A 15219-nucleotide genomic window follows, 5' to 3' on the forward strand; every position below is an offset into this window, starting at 1 on the left:
CTGGGGATACGCCCACTGCTACACCTCAGAGGACGAGCGACGGGCGGCCCTGCCAGCATGGCTCCACGAGTACAACCACCACCGACCCCACACCGCCTGCGGGAACAAGCCACCCATCACCCGCTTAACCAACCTGTCGGGTCAGTACACCTAGCCCAGCAGATCCTCTCGGTAGAAGACGGCCTGCGAGAGGTCTGGCCTCGTGTAGCAGCTGCCTATGCCCGAATTTGGGATGCCGACAGCCCACCCTCGGCCGCAGACCTCGGCTTCGGCACGCAGCTCTAGGCGAGGGCTTGGGCTGTCGGTTGAGACCGCCGCCCACCCCACGCCCAGCTCGCCGCAACGCGATGCCGCGAGTGTCACCAACGTCGGACGGGGCAGCCCAATTGCGTCACTTCGCCGCGACGGACGCGCGTCCACCGTGGCCCCCGTCAACGGTCCCGGGCGGCGCAGTGCGAGAGTTCATCTATGAGCGAGGCGGAAGAAGCCTGTGTCACATTCGTTCGAGCTTGGGCCGAGTCGGCACTGAGGCAGATAGACCGTGTGCGGGAGGTCCGACAACAAGCAGCGCGCTTGAATCGGCAACTCGATCGGGAGTGGGATGCAGGACTGGAGAAGGCCCTAGAGCCACTGTGGCGGCAGAACTGGACTGAGGAGCACAGTCTGGTATGGGCGCTGCATCAGCTGGAGCGCTGGGCAAGCCGCCTCGCGAGAGAGCGCAACTTGGAGCCACCTACGCACAACGCGGAACTTCGCGACCTGAGAAACGCGCTCGAGCATCTGGACGACGCCATGCTGAGGAAAGGACATCTTGCAGAAGCGGGAGACGATCCGAAGACGAATCGCTCATTGCGTCGCGTGGCAGGAGGAAGAATCACCATTGCGACCGGCGGCAAGTTGTTCGGGAGGCTGGACCTCGATGACCTCGAGACGATTGCTCGCGAGCATTTCGAGCGCATGGAAGATGAGGCGTACGAGCGCGAGGAGGCTTTGATTGAGGCTGCGGTCGAGTCCTACCTTGACGAAGTGGTCTTTGAACGCCGCGAACTGCGATAAGCCAGCTCTCTGAGGCCCCATCTCGCGAGCCTCGGAGGTTGACCAGTTCAGGCGGTCCCAGACGTCACCGCTTCGTGCGCGGTGATCCACGTCTCAATGCGGGCGCCGGTTTAGTGCGCAGGAGCCGCCCTTCTAGCCGCCCAAGCTCGCGCTTCGTCGAGTATTCGGTAGTCGAAAGTCGTTCGAACCCGATTCTCCAGCGCTACCTCAAAGAGGGTCGCGCCCGTCCACAGATACTTGACCCAGCTCTAGGCGTGCCCCCGCCGCCACCCGGTAGGCGAGAGTTGCGAACTCAAGCGCTTCGCTCTTAGTCGCCACGTTGGTGTGGACTGCCGTGTTGCGCAGATGCGCAAGGTATTGGGCGGCCTGTGCCTCGCTCCCAGTGAGCAGACCCTCACGCGCCCCGGCATTGATTAGGCGCGACAGCGTGAGGCGATCAGCTTCAGGGAGCTTCCCGGCCAACAGGTCGCGCAGAGCGACCTCGAGCCGCGCGGCTGCCGAGGCGATCGCGGCCGCTGGGTTGATATCGGCCAGGGCTGCGACCTCTTGAAAGAACGGGCTAGCGTCCGAGTCGGGCACGATGGCTTCCGAGGTCGCCGGGAAAGCATCCTGTGCATCCGCCAGGTCTCGTTGCAGCTCGTCACGGTAGCGCTTCACCTTGGCGCCGTCTCGACCCAGAGAGGCTTCTTCCACCCGGTCGTCGAAGAGCTTGCCGAAAGCGGACAAGATCGCCTTCAGTTGCTCCTTGAAAAGGAGTCCCGTGATCAGGACCACCGAAGGCCAAGCGATAGCCGCAATGACTCCAGATACGAACTCCCAGCCGTTCACACGACGGAGTATGCCGCACGCACGCCGATCTGATCGGCAATGACCTTGGCGTCGCGCGTGACGGCTGCTCGACGGCCTTGTACTCTCGCCGCGCCCCTTACAGGCCGGGAGGGCAATCGGCGAGCCAACGCAGTCCGGGCATCCTCAAGAGTGTTGGCCCGACTTATGATCGCAGGACGTTGAACCGCCTCGGCCAGTGTCCATGAATGTGCAGAACGGTGGACCACGGCCCCTCGCAGCCAAACGCCGCCGTGGCCGTGAAGACAGCGTCATCCCGCCGCGCACGGGCGCACGTGAGACGCCCGATCCGGATGTGCGATTCCGATCCTGTTTGGCCTCACAGTTCCTCACGGATCGTTCCGAGTTGCGGTACGAGGCCTGCCTTACCGTTGGCTGGCACTCAGGGCAGCGTCCCTGCGAGGAGCAATCGCCTCTGGTCCCTGCACTCTTGCTCCTTCGAGAAGGTGGGAGCACAGGAAGGCTGGAGGCCGATTCAAGGGAGGCGTGCGTGGTCCTTCCCCATCGCATCAAAGGCCCTAAGAACCTCAGTGCGATCATCGGGGTCCTAGCGATCGTGAGCCTTCTGCTAGTGAACGTCACGCAGACGGTGCTGTGGAGAGGCTTCTGCGCGTCGCCGGCGCTCCTTTACGACCGTGCGTCACCTGCCGTGGGCGCTGACAGGGCATCCTCGATCGATTGAGGGCCGCCAGCCGGTCGGTACGACGCCGCCTGCAGGCACAGGGTCGCACTCAACCGGTCATGCACTCCGAGCTTGCAGTAGATCCGAGAGAGGTGCTTCCTCACCGTCGACTCGGTGATCCCCAGACGACGACCCATTGCCCTGCCGGACAAGCCCGTCGCCAACAGGTCGAGAACAGCCTGCTCGCCGTGGGTCAAACCCCAGTCCGGAGGTGGCCCTGTCCGCGACCTCGAACGCGCCAGCTCCCCGAGCGTCGTCAGCATGGGCAGCATGAGGGCGGCCGTGTCGACCTCTTCCGCGCTGAAGTCGCTGGCGGCGCGCATGAGCACCCACCCTGTCCCCACCGCGCCAGCCAAACCCGTCACGCAACTGAGCTGATAGCGCGCCGGTGCCTGTCGGAAGATCTCGCTGTAGGCGGCACAGGACCAGAACTCACGGTTGGGGACGACGTCGCTCACGCACCGGGGCCGGCCGTCGTCCCCAGGGATGAGGTAGCTGCGCACGGCCGGATGTCCCAGCCCGTGACGCGCGAGCCCGTCCGCCATGGCCGCGTCGGCCCTGAGATCGGGTCCTCGGCCGACGATGGTACGTCCCCCAGCCACGTCTAGACGGGTCAGAAGTATGTCATCGGCCCCCAGCACCGACAGAAGCAGGGCTGCCCCTGCTCGACCCACGTCCTCGGGTGTGATCAGCGTCGGAAGCGAATGGGCCGTCGCCGTCATCTCACGGACCGCCCTACTCACTGATTGGCTCATCAGCCACCCCCGGGTGTGACTCCGCCCAGCGACCGCCTCTGTCTTCGCGAGCACTAGGCCTGTACTCGAAACAAAGTATTCCGGACTTTCGGCGCGCAGGGGACGCTTGTTGTGGCTGGTCAGGGGCAGCAGTGCATCGCTCGCAGCGGACACCGGCCGGTGGTCGAACACGGGGAGTCAGCGATGCGATGGTTGTGGTGGACATGGGCACTCGGAGCGGGCCTGTACTGCTCCCTCATCGCTGCAGCAGGGGTCGCCACGGCGCGGTCATGGCTGGGAGTCCTCCTCGACTCCCGGGGGCGGTACTCACTGTCCCGGCTGCAACTCGTGCTGTGGATGGGGGTGGTCCTGCCGCTCGTCGCCGCCGTCTTCGCGGGCCGGTTGAGCGTCAAAGGTATCGACCCCTTCTCGTTCACGATTCCCGCCGCCGTGCTTGCTGTCATCGGCGTTTCCGTGGGCTCCACCGTCGTCGCCGGGGCGGTCAAGGCTCACAAAGACGCTGTCCGGGCAGACATGATCGCTGCCAGCCGGCCAGGCGACGCCACGTTGAGCCAACTGGTCCTGCTCGAGGAGGGAGCAGACGCCGACCGGATCGTGGACCTGACGAAAGTCCAACAGTTGGTGATTACCGCAATTCTCGTGACCGCATACGTGGCCTCGACCATCCACTCCTTCCTCGGCTACGGGGCGGGCACGCCTGTCACGGGGCCCAGCGACATCAGTGCCATTCCGGACTTCGGAACGACCTTCCTGCTGCTGCTGGGGGTCAGCCACGCCGGGTACCTCACCGGAAAACTTCCCAACCGTGGCCTCTCGGGGGCGCCCGAGGACCGTCCCGGCTACACGGTCGCAGAGCGACGCCTGGACGCCGAAACGCAACCGCGACTCGACCGGCGAGGCTTCAAGGAGTGGAGCCGACGCAAGGACGAAGAAGAACGCAGGACCAGGCGCCGGGCCGCGTTCGGCGCACCGGACGCGGACCCCAACGCTGGGGGGCACGCTGCATCTGCAGGCCCCGGGTCGCCGCCAGCGAGCTCCGCGCCTGACCTGTCGAACCGCTGACCTGAACCGGTCTAGGTCCTCGCAACAAGAGACAAGGGCGCCACTTCGGCCACCGCGGTCACAAGTTCGCGCAGGGGCGCGCCACCACGAACAGACACCGACGCATTTCACCAGGCGGAGACATGGGCGAGATCGACTTCTGGCGGCTGGACAAGAGCACCCCGAACGACGCGTGGTACCACGGCCGAGTACGAGGTCTTGGCGTTCTTCGCGACGACTTCCGGCGCGGCGTGGACCTGGCCGCGCGCTACGACCTAGCCGCCGTGTTCGACGCAGGCGGCCACAGCGGTGGGTTGTCCGCCGCTTTCAAGGCTCAAGCGCAGTTCCACGCCGGCGCCGAGATCGCGGCGACCATCCCGCTGGACCTTTTCGGCCCCAACGGCGCCGGCCTGGTCGGGCGGCTGCACGCCGAGCTTGCACTTGTCGGACAGGCCGGGCTGGAGGTGACCTACTCAGCGACCCAACTACAACCCGACCTGACGCGCCTGCTCGGCTCCGACCTCGGCGAGCTCGTCGACATTTTCGTCAACGAGGTCGGCTTCTCGGCCGGGATCTGGGTGAAGGGAACGTTCGCCGCCTCCGCGAACGTGGAGGCGTCCCTGGTGGGAAGCCTGCTGCCCGACGCAACCAGCTTCGTCAACACCGCTGGGTTCACCGTCGGGCTGGATGCGCACGCTTCCTGGGGGTTCGGCGGCGGCTACCAGCTGATCGTGAATGCCGGCATCCCGGACCCAGACAGGCTGATCGGGCGGCTCTCCGACGCCCTCGCTCGACGCACGCTCAAGCTCATCGACGCTGCTCTCACGCCACTGCCCAGGACCCCGGAGGCGACGGCTCGCGCCGCGGCTGGCCTGCTCGTGCCCGTCACCATGCGGGCAGCGCTGCAAACTGGGCGACTGCTAGCCGATGCGGCGATGGTCGGCGCCAGTCCCGACCACGCCGGCGAGGGCATCGTCAGTAGCGTGCTCACCCAGGCGCGAGACGCCTTCTTCCGAGCCCTCATGGAAGCAGCAGCACACCAGGTCGCCGACGCCCTAGGCATCGGAGGGCTCGCCGACGTCCTGTTCGAGAGCGACGACCCCGCGATCGCCGCTGGGCTCGAGCAGGCAGCCGCCGCGTTCGAGCATCTGTCCGCGCTCGATGTGTCCGAGGTCGAAAGCGTGCTGCTCGCCGTAGAGGACGTACTCGGCGCCATGCAGACCGTCCTGACCCTCCCTGTCGTTCCCACGGTTCTACGAGATGACATCGCGCCCTTTGTGGCCGACCTGTGGACAGCAGCAGTCCTCCTCGACCGGCTCTGGACCTTCGCCCACGACGGTGACCCCGCCGACCTGTTCACCGGCACACCGAGCTCGCACCCGGGCGCCTTCGCAGACCAGTTCGGCGGACACACCCCCACCCTTGGAGAACTGGTGGCGCGGGTCCTCGACCGACTCCAAGTGGGCCCGTACCTGTCCGGTGTGCCATACCTCGAGGACGCTCTCGAGTGGACCGGGACCCTCATTGGCGTTCCGCCCGCCCACGTACTCCAAACGCTCCTCGTGGACCTCGTCCCGCCGGGACCGAGAACGCACGACCTGCTCGTCTCGATCGGCCAGCACGTCGGTGAAGCGGCCGAGTCGGTCGTCAACCACTTTCTCGAACCGATCCGGCACAACCCCTCGACCCCGCAGGTGGAGCTGGAGTTCATCAACGACTTCGTCGAGCCGCTCATCGTCGCCCTGCCCACGCTCATACTCCCCGCCCTCGCCGACCTCGGCAGCGAGGAGAAGCTGGTGAGAACCCGTGAGGCAATCTCCATGGTGCTCCTGCACTGTCTGGACCGGTTCCTCATCGGGACGACGACCATCTTGGCCAAGGTCGCTGGCGAGACCATTGCGGCCGAGACCGCGACGCTCGCCGACGACGTGCACCGCGACGGTTGGGACTCGCCAGTCTTCAACGGCTTGGGTGAAAGCGCGGCCCTCGCCTGCTCCCCCGAGGACATCGAAGGCATCCTCCGTCTCGTGTCCAACGTCGCACCGGACATCGCCGCGTGGTTCGCTCAGTCACAGCAGGTCATCGGCGACGCTCTCGACCTCGGTCTGGTCACCGCAGCAGGCAGGAACAAGGCGCTCACGACCGTGCTCGGCACGACCGAGCCTGTGGCGCAAGCACAGCTCAACCGGGCCGTGGACCGATGTGTGGCCTCTGGGCAGGCATTGTCCAACCGGATAGGCGAGCCCAGCCTGGAGCTGCTCGCCGCGTGGGGACAGCGCCGCATAGAGGTGATCGGTCACGAGCTCGAACAGGCTATGACGATCGTCGTCGGTGCCGTGCTCGGGGTGGTGCACGACCTGGAAGCCAAGCTGACAGAGCTTGACACGTGGATCGGAAAACTAGGCGACGACATCGCCGCTGCCTTGCACGACATCGACCTGGCAGTCGGGCGCCTTCTTGACAACGTGGAACCTATCGCTCGGGCGGCTCTGAACGACGTGCGTTTCCAAGCCCATCGGTTGTGCCACCAGATCTTGCCGCCTGGCACGGTCCGGGACACCGTCGATGTCCTCATCGACGAGGAGCTGGCAGTTGCCCAAAGCATCGAGAACCAGATCCTGGGCGCGGTCCGGTCAACGGTCGAGACCATACATCAGGTGTACCTGGTTGCTTCCACATGCCATCAGGTCACACCCGAGGGCGTCGCACGTGCCGTCCGTAACGCGCTCGTGCAGAACGCCCCCGACGTGGTCATCTCCACGACCATCGTCTTCATCCCCGTCTCGATCACCATTCCCACCGCTGAAGTTGCCGGGTACGTCGCCGGAGCCCTGCTCGGTCACCCCAGCTATGCAGGCTCGGTCCATGACGGGCTCGCCGCCGCGAATGCGGCGGCCGTGGCGCGGCAGCAGACGCTCGCCGCCGAACAACAGAAGGTCGACGGAGAGCACCATGTCAAGGCTGCCAGGGCCGCCGCCGACGTGACCACGGGTCTGCCCCTGTCGGTCGCCGTGGAGGAAGTTGCTAGCAACCGAGAACCGGGCGGGGCGGTGGCGCTAAAGGTGACGGTTCGGGGGGTCAACCGGACTTTCGTCGACCCATGGCTTGGCATGGCGCCGCGCATCCTGCTGCGCGTTGGCAACCGCACGGTGGCGACCAACTCGGACGAGTGGTTCACGACCGGCGACCACGAGCTCAGCCACGTCTTCCTGCTCCATCCCCAGGCGGCAGCCGCTTCTCCGCCGGCATTCGCCGGCGCCCACCTCGCGGTAACGCCCGCATCCCATAAGTCTGACGATCCGATGGGCTCTGGGACCATCCGTCCGCCGGCGGTCGCCCCGCTTCCCTTGGTACCCCCGGGACATCCCCTCATCGAGGATCAGCTCTCGTTCGTCGGTGCCGCCCCGGCCGCGATGCGCCGGCGGCTGATGGCTCGTGATCGGCACCCGGCCGCTTCTGGCTTGGCCTTGACGGGTTCCTCAGGGCAACACAATCCAGGGGACGACCTCGTCATCAGCGTGTCGGCGTACGCGGCGGCCCGCTCGGCGGGGGCGACGTCACTGCGCCGCCGCGACGACGACGGAGGCTGGGGAACTGACCCGGGCGACACAGGAACCTCAACTGGAGGAATCGGAGGCACACACGGCGGGGGTGGTGGCGGAGGCGGCAGTTCAGAACCGCCACCTACGTCCTGGACCGAACCCCCGGCGCCCGATCCGGACCCGTCGTACCTTTGGCCGACTGTGCGGGTGAGCCCAGGGCCCGTTCCGGTGGAGGTCGCCGTGGTGGACGGGGCGGGGCTGAGCGCGACGCACGTCACCATGGTTCCCGTCAGCCCGCCGGACCCTCGACTGACGTCTGCGATCAGGCTCGCGGCTTACCAAGGATGGGTGGCCCGTGCCGGACGTAGCGGCGACGCACAGACCGACTGGGTCCTTGCGGCCCACGCCGTACTCGCGGACCGCATCCGGGCTCGCGCCTTCCAGACCTACCTCAAGCGGCGCCGGACCAACGCCCCCGGCGATGCAGCGCAGGACTGGGTGCAGGCCGAACGTATCGAGATGCTGTCCACGATGGGCTGAGACGAGGACCGACCATGACAGACACGACCACTCACCCGGAGACGCTGCTCGACGTGTTCACCCGCATCGGGAACACCTTTCGCGCCGCGGCCGCCCATCAGCGCACGCTCTCGAAAGCTCTTGCGACCGATTTCCAGGCCCTGGTCGCAGACTTCTCGGAACTTCTCACCTTCGGTGATCACCTAACGGCCCCGCTGCACCCGGACGCGGACACATGGGACCAGATGCACCAGGAACACCTTGAGGACACCCGTGCTCTGCTGGGCCGACTCCAGGAGGCCCTGAGTCAGGGTGGCCTGGACCTTCCGACGCTCATGGCCCGGCAGGTAGAGCTGGACACCGGCCCGACCGCCGCGGGAGGGACAAAGAACCGTCAGGCCGTGAGCAATATGTGCACAACGCTGGGGCTACCAGCCGGCACTCCGGCACGCTCGGCTTTCGCGAGCGTTCAAGTCAGGAATATGCCGGAGGACGAGCTAGCTGAACGAACAACCATCGACGAACCCGACCCGTCCTTCGGCCGACAGCTGCGGGACCTCAATGTCACCGTGCCCCAAGCCGTCCGAGACGAGCTCCGCGGCAAGGCGCGCGCGATGCAGTCGGTCAAGAGCAGGCCCGCCACCTCGGCTGAAGGAAATATCGCCCATGGGCTCGTCCAGATCACTTACCTGCACGAGCATCAACGCAACACCGTGCTCACTGACACCCAACTCAACAGCGTTGACCCGACCATCCTCGCCGACCTCCGGTTTCCCCAGTTCCGCGGCCTCGCGGACGACTCCCTCCCGCCTCAACTTAGACGAGCCCGGCGAGCACTGAAGTCGAGCAAGGTCAACGGTGGCTACTTCAAGCCCGACATCTGCGACTTCCACACCGGCGACGTCTGGGAAATCAAGCCCGCTTCGCAGCATCGCGAAGGCCTACAACAACTCCTGCTGCATGCCCTGCTGCCGCTCAACACCGAGTTCAATGACGCCGACCCAACGGGCCCGCCCGGAATCTCGCACGCCGCCACCGCTGTCGCCATGGCCAACTCCATGTCACTGAATGGTGGCTTCGACCCGCCGGTCGTGGCAGACGAGCCGATCTTCATGCCCGGATTGGGGTCGCAACGGCGAGGTAAGAGATGGCAACCACCCATGTTCTACTTCTGGTCCAGCAACACGATGTTCGTCGTCTACAGCCCTGTCCCGGGCATCGTGCTCTACCAGGTCGTCGAGGGCGAGTTTTGCAAAGGCATACCCGAGAACAAGTGGTGGCGACGAGTCGCCCTCGCCGGGATTGCGGTGATGACTGGAGTTCTGATCCATCTCGCTCTGAAGGAACGGGCTCTCGAGCACGACTTCGAGCGCATCATCGAGGCCATCGGCGACGGGACGCACAACGTCGTTGACCTGATCGGCGACATCAGGAAGGCAGCCCCGGCAGGAGGCGAGGATCCATGACGCAATCAGCCTGGTCCGTGCCACGACCATCAGTCCTTATCGGTCACCGCGAAGAACCCGCTCCAACCTTCGTGACCCCCATACGTGGTGGCGTGCCCGAGGAGTGCCGTTTCTAAACAGCCAGAACAGTCACCGAGACGCTGCGCCGGTGAAGAGCTCGTGCCGCTCATACCGCGAGGCAGAAGGTGCGTCTATCCGCCGCCTTCGGGCGCGTATCTGCCAGCCCTACCCCCCAACGGGAGGGGCACCAGCGTTCGAAACCTCGGGTGCCCATCGCGTGCTTCAAAGGCTCAGCGGCGATCAGATTTCGGCCCTGCACGAACTCCACGGACAGACATGCGAGGTCTAAACATGGCCCGAGCGAGTTGCGAGTGATTTCAGCCCCGCTGCGCGGTCCAATCCTGCGAAGCAGCAGCACGGGGAGCCCGACGAACGCGGTGGTCGCCCGCCTATCGGGCGGGCGACCTCCGTGTTGGCCTCAGCGAGAGGTGTTGAACGCGTCCTGAACTTCTTGGCTGATCCGGCCCCGGTCTGAGACTTTGTGGCCGTTGGCGCGCGCCCATTCGCGGATGACCTGAAGCTGGCTCTTGTCCGTCTTTCCAGCGGGCGACTTGGTCGACGAGCGGCGGCCACCGCCGATCTTCCGCGCTCTGCTCGTGAACGGCTCGAGCGCCGCGATCAGCTTCCCCTCGTTCTTCTTGGAGAGGTCGATCTCGTACTGAGTGCCTTGGAGGCTGAACTGGATCGTGGAATCGGCGGGTCCACCGTCGATGTCATCGTCCAGAATCGTCTGAATACGCTGTGCCATGCCTTGGGTTCTCCAACTGTTTGATGAATCCCTGCAGCAGCATCGAATCACAGGCAATGCGCCTTTTGCCACTTCCGCGCGTGGAAGCGACGAAGGGGATGATAGCTCTGCTACTTCTCCGTCCGCCGACCGTGTTGAGCCGCGGCGCACCGCCACGGGCCGACGGTGACCCGCAGGCCGCGGCAAGCGCTGATAGTGACCCCCGACCACGGTTCGCTCTCAGACCACACGAGGAGTGCGCGACATGGAGCGACTACTGACCGTAGAGGACGCCGCCAGAGTCCTTGGAACAACGACGCGGTTTCCACGACGCCTCATCGCTGAGAGGCGGATTCGTTTCGTGCGTGTCGGCAGGCACGTCCGGATCCCCGAGACCGAGCTCCAAGAGTTCATCAACGACGGCACTGTCGAGCGGCTGCGCCTCTACCCGACCGGTTCGGGCTGATGACTCGGCGTCGGTTCGGGTACATCCGTAAGCTTCCGTCCGGCCGCTTCCACGCCAGCTACCAGACCCCAGACGGTCACCGCCATAACGCTCCAGAGACCTATCGCACCGAGGCAGACGCGCGGCGCTTCCTCGACCGCATCCAGCAGGAGGTCGAGCGCGGACATTGGCAGCCCGACGCGCGGCTGGGGCAGCGCACCCTGCGCGAGTGCTGCGAGGCCTACCTCGAGGAGAACCCCCGGGTCGGCGAGAGGTGGGCGGAGACGTGCCGTCGCAACATGCGACTACATCTCGACGACCTTCTCGACAAGCCGATTGCCAACATCAATCCGCCGCTGGTCCGCGCCTGGCACGCCAAAGCGCTGCGGGGATCGGGTGGACGCACGTCGATCAGCCAGTCGTACAGACTCATTCGTGCCGTGCTCAACGTGGCCGTTCAGGACGGTGCGATCGTCAGGAACCCGTGCCAGATCCCGGGGGCCGGCGCCCAGCGGTCCGCCGAACGCCCCATCGCCACCCCGGCCGAGGTCGCCCAGCTGATCGAGGCCACCACTCCTCGCCTCCGAGCCGCAGTGGCCCTCGCCGCGTGGTGCGGCCTGCGCCGCGGTGAGCTCTGCGCGCTCCGGACGCGCGATGTCGACCTGGAGCACGGCCGCGTCACCGTGCGCCGCAACTACGTCGAACTGCTCGAAGCACCACGCAAGTTCGAGAAGGATCCCAAGAGCGAGGCCGGCAAGCGCACGGTCACCATTCCCCCGCACATATTTCCCCTGCTCGAGAGCCACGCGCGCAAGCACTCTGGCCCGACCTACTTCCTCGCGGACCGTCACGGGCAGCAGGTGCGTGGCAACACGATCTATCAGGCTTTCGTCCGTGCCCGGGAGCAGGTGGGCCTCACCATCGCCTTCCACGATCTGCGTCACACGGGGCAGTCCCTTGCGGCCGCGACAGGCGCGAGCCTCGTCGACCTCAAGAAGCGGCTCGGACACTCCTCGACTGCCGCGGCTCAGCGTTACATGCACGCCGTCGAGGGCCGTGACGCGCAGATCGCGGATGCACTGTCAAAGCTCGCCGAGAATGGCGATGCGAGCAAGCTGCCCAAGTCGTTCTGAGGCATTGAATCGCACGCTAGATCGCACGGCGGGCAAAAGACAGTGCCTGACCTGCACCAATGCGTCTCCCTGAAAATCGGAAGGTCGGCGGTTCGACCCCGCCCCTGGCCACCACCCCCGAAACCGCAGGTCACCATCGTGTGACCTGCGGTTTCGTCATTCCCCGGGATGGGCGGAGGCTGGTACCAGACCTTCTGGGCACCACCCGACGATGAGGAGCGCACGCGATGAGGCTCAACGAGGAGACGGCTCTGTCCCGCCTGGGCGAGCAGGTCCACGGCGTGCTGTGCACCCTGCACCCCGACCGCGGGCCCGACCCGGTCCCGGCCGTGTATGCCGTGAGCGACGACGGGCACGTCGGCATCCCGATCGACACGGTCAAGCCCAAGACGTCCTCCCGGCTGCAGCGCGAGGTCAACCTGGCGGCCGACCCGCGGTGTTCCCTGCTCATCGAGCGCTGGGAGGCCGACGACTGGTCGAGGCTGTGGTGGGTGCGCGCCGAGCTCCGGCACGTCAGCGACCCGCCGTCCTCCCTGACCGACGACCTCGCCGACCGACTGGCCGGCACCGTGCCGCAGTACGCCGACAAGCCCTTCCACCGGGTGCTCGTGTGTCGCATCGTCCGGGTCACCGGCTGGACCGCCGGCGAGGCGTGACCCATGCGGCCGGCGCCGGGCCCCGTGTCCTGTCGACGGCTTCGTCGCTCCCGGGCTCACAGGGGAGGGATGATCCTTCGCTGTCGCAGCGACTCGAAGAGGTCGAGGAACGAGTCCGCCGAGTCCTGGTAGTCGAGGAAGCCCAGCTTGCGACTCTTGCCCATGTCGGCGAACGTCTCCACCGTGCGCCCCAGATCAGCGTCCGTGTGCCACCACGACGCCAGCTCCGCCACCGGGTGCGGGGCGAGACCATGGCGCGAGACCAGGTCGGCCCACACCTCGTCGGCGTGGGTCATGCGCCCCTCGAGGGGCTGCGGCTGACCGGGGTACTCGGCGGGTTCGACACCGAGGCCCTCCGCGACCCGGCTCCACAGCTGACGCCACCGGAAGACCTCACCGTTGACGGTGTTGAAGGCCTGGTCACGCCCGGCGGGGTCGGTCGCCGACCACGCGACGTGCCTACCCAGTAGGCGAGCGTCGGTGATGTCGGTGACGCCTGCCCACTGCTGTGGACTCCCGGGGAACACGAAGGGCTGCCCCGTCTGGCGACAGATGCTGCCGTAGACGGCGAGCGTGACCCCCATGTTCATCGCGTTGCCGAGCGCGTAGCCGATCATCGTGTGCGGTCGGTGCACCGACCACGTGAAGCCCTGCTGAGCCGCTGCCTCGAAGAGTGCGTCCTCCTGGACGTAGTAGAAGTTCTCGAACGGCAGTCGCCCTTGGCTCTCGCGGAAGGGCGTCTCCGCCGGAGCCTTGGCGTAGGCCTCGAAGGGACCGAGGTAGTGCTTGAGGCCGGTCACGAGGACGGCGTGCTCGAGCGTGGTGGTGCGACCGAGGACCTCGAGGGTGTTGCGCAGCATCGCACCATTGACCCGGCAGTTCTCGGCCTCCGTCGCCTGCCGTTGCCAGGTGGTGAACACCAGGTGCGAGATCGGCCTGCCCGCGACCGCACGCTCGACGGAACCGGGGTCGAGGACGTCAGCGAGGACGTGGTCGACGCCGGGAACGGGCTCGCGCACGGAGCGGGAGAGGCCCACTACGTCGAAACCCTTGTCCAGCAGGGCGTGCGCGCAGTTCTGTCCACCGATGCCGGTGATTCCTACGACGAGGGCAGTGGGTGCCATGCGCGCTCCTTCGGGCGATGCTGACGGTGCGGCGGGTGACGTCCGAGCGTCCATGTCCGCGACAGGCCGATGGTGCCGTGATCTGGACAGGGCGTCAAGTGATGATTAACGTTACCTCGAAACAGCTCGCCTGCGTCTGCCCTGGACCGTTCCACCCCGACCACATCCCGGCTCCCGAGGAGGACCCCCATGGCTGGACGCATCCTCACCCGGACCCACGCCGCGCCCACCCTGTCGCGCCACTTCAGGCCCGGCACGTGCCGCCGCGGCGAGCCGGTCCCGAGTCGTGCTGCGGCGGTGCCCGAGTGAGCGCCGGCCGGATCGGGCAGGACGGGTCGCCCCGCGCTACTGTCGGGGAAAACCGACGCCAGCACAGAGGTGAGCCGAGAGTGGTCGAGCAGGTCGAGAACCTCGGTGGCCGCCTCCGCAAGGTGCGGCTCGCCACCGGGATGTCCCTTCGCGAGGTGTCCCGACAGCTGGGGGTCTCGCCCTCCTTCGTGTCCCAGCTCGAGAACGGCAAGTCGCAACCGTCGGTGGCCACCCTCTACTCCTTGGCCCAGCTGCTGGGCGTGTCGATCGACGAGCTGTTCGCCGTGGATGGCGGCGCTGCGAGCCCATCCTCGGGCACGGGTGACGACGCCGACGGCACCGAGACCTTGGCCGCCGCCTCGCGTCCGGCGAACGCGGAGGGCCTCCCGAGCCGGTCGGAGATCAGCTCCCCGGTCGACGCCGTTCCCCGCACCGGTCGTGCCGAGCGCGTCTCCGTCACCAGGCCCGGCGGCCGATCCCGCCTCGAGATGGACACCGGGGTCGTGTGGGAACGCTTGGCCGACAACACCGGCGGGGACCTCGACTTCATCGAGATCGTGTATCCCCCGCACAGCAACTCGACCAACGACGGCCGGATGCTGCAGCACGCCGGCGCCGAGTTCGGATACCTCCTCGAGGGCGAGCTCGAGATCACGGTGGGCTTCGACGTCTTCACCCTGCAGGCGGGAGAGGCCCTCGGCTTCGACTCCTCCCAGCCCCACCTCTTCCGCAACCTGCATTCTCAGCCGGCTCGCGGGATCTGGTTCGTGGTCCACCCCCCGTCCTGACCACCGGATTGCTTGACAGGTGGCCCCCGAGCGTTCACTCTGACTGAACTCCCGTCGTTCCACCTGTTCA

13 protein-coding genes are annotated in these 15219 nt (G+C 66.5%); 9 read left to right on the forward strand and 4 right to left on the reverse strand.

What is annotated here, in order from left to right:
- On the forward strand, positions 1-154 hold a 154-nt coding region (locus AB4Y83_RS17750; RefSeq protein ID WP_442297712.1), incomplete at its 5' end, for an integrase core domain-containing protein.
- Positions 155-468: 314 nt separating this feature from the next.
- A complete protein-coding gene (locus AB4Y83_RS17755; protein WP_442297667.1) occupies positions 469-1056 on the forward strand; it encodes a hypothetical protein in 588 nt (195 codons plus the stop codon).
- Positions 1057-1263: 207 nt separating this feature from the next.
- Here AB4Y83_RS17755 and AB4Y83_RS17760 read toward each other — a convergent pair whose 3' ends face one another.
- On the reverse strand, positions 1264-1884 hold the full coding sequence (locus AB4Y83_RS17760) for a hypothetical protein (RefSeq protein WP_442297668.1): 621 nt from the start codon (positions 1882-1884) through the stop codon (positions 1264-1266).
- Positions 1885-2529: 645 nt separating this feature from the next.
- A complete protein-coding gene (locus tag AB4Y83_RS17765) occupies positions 2530-3306 on the reverse strand; it encodes a LuxR C-terminal-related transcriptional regulator (protein ID WP_442297669.1) in 777 nt (258 codons plus the stop codon).
- A 360-nt stretch (positions 3307-3666) separates the two neighbouring features.
- On the opposite strand from AB4Y83_RS17765, the gene AB4Y83_RS17770 reads away from it, so the two are divergent.
- The 3 genes from AB4Y83_RS17770 (at position 3667) to AB4Y83_RS17780 (ending at position 9907) form a co-directional block, all read left to right on the forward strand.
- A complete protein-coding gene (locus AB4Y83_RS17770) occupies positions 3667-4401 on the forward strand; it encodes a hypothetical protein (protein WP_442297670.1) in 735 nt (244 codons plus the stop codon).
- 122 nt (positions 4402-4523) lie between these two features.
- Positions 4524-8462 (forward strand): hypothetical protein, encoded by a 3939-nt coding sequence (locus AB4Y83_RS17775; protein ID WP_442297671.1) that lies wholly within the window; start codon positions 4524-4526, stop codon positions 8460-8462.
- Positions 8463-8476: 14 nt separating this feature from the next.
- Entirely contained in the window at positions 8477-9907 is a 1431-nt protein-coding gene (locus tag AB4Y83_RS17780) for a hypothetical protein (RefSeq protein ID WP_442297672.1), read from the forward strand.
- A 478-nt stretch (positions 9908-10385) separates the two neighbouring features.
- Here the strand turns inward: AB4Y83_RS17780 and AB4Y83_RS17785 are convergent, their stop codons facing one another.
- Entirely contained in the window at positions 10386-10715 is a 330-nt protein-coding gene (locus AB4Y83_RS17785; RefSeq protein ID WP_442297673.1) for a histone-like nucleoid-structuring protein Lsr2, read from the reverse strand.
- A 244-nt stretch (positions 10716-10959) separates the two neighbouring features.
- Here AB4Y83_RS17785 and AB4Y83_RS17790 point away from each other — a divergent pair, with 244 nt between their 5' ends.
- From AB4Y83_RS17790 to AB4Y83_RS17800, 3 genes are all read left to right on the forward strand, one after another.
- Positions 10960-11160: an excisionase family DNA-binding protein gene (locus tag AB4Y83_RS17790; RefSeq protein WP_442297674.1), complete on the forward strand. Its 201-nt coding sequence runs from the start codon at positions 10960-10962 to the stop codon at positions 11158-11160.
- Positions 11160-12272, forward strand: coding sequence for a tyrosine-type recombinase/integrase (locus AB4Y83_RS17795; RefSeq protein ID WP_442297675.1), 1113 nt, complete (start codon positions 11160-11162; stop codon positions 12270-12272). The genes AB4Y83_RS17790 and AB4Y83_RS17795 overlap by 1 nt, the downstream gene beginning before the upstream one ends.
- Positions 12273-12499: 227 nt before the next feature.
- Complete coding sequence (locus AB4Y83_RS17800; protein WP_442297676.1) at positions 12500-12928, forward strand: hypothetical protein; 429 nt, start codon at positions 12500-12502, stop codon at positions 12926-12928.
- Between the two features lie 56 nt (positions 12929-12984).
- Here the strand turns inward: AB4Y83_RS17800 and AB4Y83_RS17805 are convergent, their stop codons facing one another.
- Positions 12985-14052, reverse strand: a complete 1068-nt coding sequence (locus AB4Y83_RS17805) for an SDR family oxidoreductase (protein WP_442297677.1) — start codon at positions 14050-14052, stop codon at positions 12985-12987.
- 389 nt (positions 14053-14441) lie between these two features.
- On the opposite strand from AB4Y83_RS17805, the gene AB4Y83_RS17810 reads away from it, so the two are divergent.
- Positions 14442-15149: a helix-turn-helix domain-containing protein gene (locus AB4Y83_RS17810; protein ID WP_442276343.1), complete on the forward strand. Its 708-nt coding sequence runs from the start codon at positions 14442-14444 to the stop codon at positions 15147-15149.
- The last annotated feature ends 70 nt before the right edge of the window (positions 15150-15219 follow it).

Origin of the sequence: Terrabacter sp. RAF57 (genome assembly GCF_052113925.1) — a bacterium.
Lineage (GTDB): Bacteria > Actinomycetota > Actinomycetes > Actinomycetales > Dermatophilaceae > Terrabacter.